The sequence below is a fragment of the Streptomyces sp. NPDC001393 genome, from assembly GCF_053597455.1.
Window position 1 is genome coordinate 1 of record NZ_JBSFIH010000140.1, and the last position, 2,700, is coordinate 2,700.

3 protein-coding genes and 1 pseudogene are annotated in these 2,700 nt (G+C 66.2%); 2 read left to right on the forward strand and 2 right to left on the reverse strand.

Annotated elements, in window-relative coordinates:
- Window positions 1-91: 91 nt before the first annotated feature.
- Together ACWC2T_RS45850 and ACWC2T_RS45855 are read right to left on the reverse strand one after the other, a co-directional pair.
- A pseudogene (locus ACWC2T_RS45850) lies at window positions 92-521 on the reverse strand (IS5 family transposase); the annotation flags it as partial.
- 58 nt (window positions 522-579) lie between these two features.
- On the reverse strand, window positions 580-1,026 hold the full coding sequence (locus tag ACWC2T_RS45855; protein WP_450676219.1) for a DUF4345 domain-containing protein: 447 nt from the start codon (window positions 1,024-1,026) through the stop codon (window positions 580-582).
- Window positions 1,027-1,118: 92 nt separating this feature from the next.
- Here ACWC2T_RS45855 and ACWC2T_RS45860 point away from each other — a divergent pair, with 92 nt between their 5' ends.
- Together ACWC2T_RS45860 and ACWC2T_RS45865 are read left to right on the forward strand one after the other, a co-directional pair.
- Window positions 1,119-1,739: a TetR/AcrR family transcriptional regulator gene (locus tag ACWC2T_RS45860; RefSeq protein ID WP_450676220.1), complete on the forward strand. Its 621-nt coding sequence runs from the start codon at window positions 1,119-1,121 to the stop codon at window positions 1,737-1,739.
- Window positions 1,740-2,406: 667 nt separating this feature from the next.
- On the forward strand, window positions 2,407-2,535 hold the full coding sequence (locus ACWC2T_RS45865; protein WP_450676221.1) for a hypothetical protein: 129 nt from the start codon (window positions 2,407-2,409) through the stop codon (window positions 2,533-2,535).
- The last annotated feature ends 165 nt before the right edge of the window (window positions 2,536-2,700 follow it).

Sequence of the window (2,700 nt, forward strand, 5' to 3'; positions counted from 1 at the left end):
GCGGGTACTTCCTCGGGGCAGGCATCGTCAGAGCTCCTCTCATGAGCCCTATCTGACCTGCTGTCACCTCGCCCCGCATGTCGGGGGAACCTCAAACTGCGAGCTTGTCGTACCTCGTGGCCACGGCCCGGTGGCGCTTGAGGCGATTGATCCCGTACTCGACGGCATGCCGCTCGCGGTAGTCGGTCTTGTCGAACTTCGGCGGCCGACCGCCTCGTGAGCCGAGCCTCTGGCGGTTGCGTACTCGGTCAGCTGGGACTGGGATGGTCGCCTTGATGCCGCGTCTTCGCAGGTAGGCCCGGTTGTTGCGGGAGTCGTATGTCTTGTCTGCCCGCACCCGGTCCGGTCGCCTGCGTGGTCGCCCGCGCCCCAGCCGGGGCACCCGGATCGCCTCCAGGACCGGCTCGAACTGTGGAGAGTCCCCCCGCTGCCCGGCCGTGATCAGCACCGACAGCGGCTTCTGCCCCTGCTCGACGGCAAGGTGGATCTTCGTGGTCAGCCCGCCCCCGGGAGCGTCCGAGGCCGTGGTCGGCCGGTTCGACGGCAATACCGCCGGGCGGCTCCTTTTGCAGTTCCCCGTTACCTTCTTCGTGGCCCCGCCACGGGGCTCCCGGCCTCCGATCCCGGCATGACTTGAGTCAGCGCCACCTGCTCCTCCGAGTCCGCCAGCCAGAAGTACACCGGGGGCAGAACCAACTCGATCACTGACAGCACCACCTGGAACCACTGTGGCCACCCCTGTACGGCGATCGAGATCACCCGTCCCGCACCGCCGAGCAGGAACACCCCGGCCAGCCACCGCACCGCTGTCGCCGGGATCGGCCTCTGCCGGGCGACCCAGAGCCAGGCGACCCCATACCCGGCGAAGATCGCATTGTAGAACCGCTCCCGGCTGTCCACCGTCGCGCCCGCCGAACTCTCACCCGGCACGGAAGCAATCCCGAACAGCTCATGGAACAGCCCGATCAGCACACAGGCGACCCCCATAGCCAGCACGAGCCCCCTGAGGGCCTTCGCCTTCGCCACCGCCACGCGCCCCCGCCCAAGTAGACAAGTGTCAACCAGTCGGATCCCACAGTACGGCCATCTAGTAGACACGCGTCAAGTAAGCTTCTGCCGTGGCCACGCGGAAGAGACTCAGCCCCGCGGACCGCCGTGCCCAACTACTCGGGGTCGGCGCGCAGCTCTTCGCCGCACGCCCGTACGAGGATGTGCTGATGGAGGACGTCGCACGGGAAGCCGACGTTTCGAGGGCGCTGCTCTACCGTCACTTCCCGACCAAGCATGCGCTCTTCGCTGCCGTCTACCAGCAGGCTGCGGATCAGTTGCTCGACCAGGTCCGCCTGGACTCCGGCGGCGACCTTCTGGAACAGCTCGCCGCCGGCCTCGACGTACACATCGACTACTTCCTCGCCAACCGCAACACCGTCCTCGCGGCCAACCGCGTGCTCGCCGGGGACCCGGTGGTCCAGACCGTCATCTCCACCGAACTCGACGTACTGCGCACCCGCCTCCTCGCGATCCTCCCCCTCGCGAACGACAAAACCCGAAAGACCGTGTCGGCCGTCCTGAAGAGCTGGCTCGTGTTCGTCCAAGTGCTCTGCGTGGACTGGCTCACCGAGGAGACCTGCACCCGCACCGAACTGCGCGACACCTGCGTCGGCGCCCTCCTCGGGGCCCTCCGCCCGCTCCTGCCCACCCACTCACTCCCGGCATCCGGCCGCACCGGACGGCCTTGACGCCGCTCCCACGACGAATGCCCGTGAGAGCACCTGCGGGCTCACTGCGTTTCCTCTGCCACGAACACGAAGTTCAGACAGACCGAGGGGAGGCTCGAAATCCGTGCCCCGGGGCAGCAACAGGACCCTCACGAACCGCGGGGCACCAGCTCGCGCAAGTGCCCCACCGTGCTCTCGCACCGCAGATAACGTGGCCTCCCGGCGCAGGTGTAGGAGCACACATGAACGATCAGATCGATACAGCAACGCCAGCCCTGGACCCAGCCCTGGATGGCCCGCGGCCTCGACGTGGCGGTACCCGCCGCATCCTGACCGCCACGGGCCTGCGGCGCGGCGGAGCCACCCAAGACCAACTCCAACTCCGACGCAACAACAAGTGCGAGCTCACGCTCTTCCACGCGCGTTGGTGGGGTCTGTACGGTCTTCGGCTCTGGCTCACATCCGGTGGTAACACATCGTGCCAATGGTTACTGACGGCAAGGTGCGCAGGTTGGAAGGGCATTCGGAGGTTGTCAGGCTGAATCCTCGTCCCCGTATGCAGCGACAATGCCGGCCCGCGAGCTGCGCATTCAGGGTCTGGACGAACGTGACACACGGTTACCACCGGATGTGAGCCAGAGCCGTCTATTGGACACTCCCGACCGAGTCCCTGGGACGCGTGGCCAGGATGAGTGAGACGGACATCACCGGACAGCATGGCGGTGGTCCGCACATGAACTTCGAGCGCCCGGCGCCGAACCCCAAGAAGCCCGGCAAGTCCATGGTCGTAGAAAACAGGCACATCTATCCGGGATGACCAACGACCGGTGTTCGGTGCGCGAGTCGTCTCGGCGTATGTTCACGGCGACTCCCGTACCGGACACCCCATAGTGAGGAGAGATCCGAAGTGGAACAGATTGTCAGTGTCCCTGATTACCGTCCTGGTGGCGGCCTTCAGCTTTCGTGGGACGACGATTTCGAG

Bases quoted from the DNA above. Each gene is read 5' to 3' on its own strand.
- ACWC2T_RS45865 (WP_450676221.1), top strand. From the start codon at position 2,407: ATGAGTGAGACGGACATCACCGGACAGCATGGCGGTGGTCCGCACATG.